Here is a 1,171-nt window from a genome sequence, read left to right on the forward strand (position 1 = left end):
TGCTGGCCGATAAAAAGACGGCTGAATTGGCCTCCGTCACCATGATGAAAAATGTGACTGCCAAATCGGCGATAGCCAATACTGCGCCGTTTATTTCGGTGAAGGCCGATGGTCAGGACAGTGTTGTGATTAAGGCCCAAGTGCAGGACAAACACGGGAATACCGCATTGCAGGGCATGGCGGTTAAATGGAAGACCTCTCTGGGAAGCTTGTCTGCCAGCGAAACGCAGACGGATGCCCACGGGATCGCTACCGTCAGATTGACCAGCCAACAAGCCGGGGATGCGCAAGTAACCGCAGTGCTGTCTGGCAAAGAAAAAGCCGCACCAACACAAGCCCGCTTTATGCCCGGGGAATTGTCAGCCGCCCATTCGTTGGTGACCATTTCAAAAAATCAGGCAGTGACCGGGGAAGACGTTCAAATCACATTCACCCCGAAAGATCGGTATGGCAACACCCTGACCGACAACGTGGAGGCTATCACTCTGGTATTTACACCGAATTTGGGTATTTCGCCGCATCCCCCGAGTTTCAAGAAAACGGAGAACGGCAGTTACAGTGCGGCCTTCCATGCAACAAAAGTGGGGCAGACAGCGATTGCCGTGAATGTAGGAACGCTGCGGATGAATAAATCGCTCAACTTAACGGTAGTGGCGGACAGTGCTAAACCGCAGGCCGCGGATGAGCAAAATCCCTTTACCCTGAGTAAAAAGGGTATTGCTGGTGTGCTGAAGGGCAGTGACAGTGTCACCGTTGATGAGACGGTGATTTATGCGATTGCCTTAACAGATGCCCATGGCAATCCGCTGGGCAAAGATATCCAGACTGATTGGTCTATTGCAGGCATAGGCTGGTTAAACTATTCCCGTGTATTTACGGACAATAACGGCGTGGCCCGTGTTGCACTGAGCAGCCAGAACATCGGCACCGCGTCCGTGACGGTCACGTTGCCGGGCGGCAAAGTGTACACACAGGATACGGTCTTTACGCACGGCAAACTGAACCCCGCCACGTCAACTGTGACGCTGTCTAAACCCAGTATTATTGCGGACGGCAAGGAAACCACGACCCTCACGGTGAAGTTGTTTGATACACCGAAAAACGCGATACCGGGCCAAGCCGCACAGATGAAAGTCACGGCCTCCGCAGGTGCGGGGATCACTATTCCGGC

1 protein-coding gene is annotated in these 1,171 nt (G+C 53.5%); it reads left to right on the forward strand.

Annotated elements, in window-relative coordinates; all coding sequences use genetic code 11:
• Positions 1 to 1,171: Ig-like domain-containing protein (locus FE392_RS04955; RefSeq protein ID WP_319929127.1), on the forward strand; the 1,171-nt coding region annotated here is incomplete at both ends.

Source organism: Xenorhabdus santafensis, assembly GCF_033949405.1.
GTDB lineage: Bacteria > Pseudomonadota > Gammaproteobacteria > Enterobacterales > Enterobacteriaceae > Xenorhabdus > Xenorhabdus santafensis.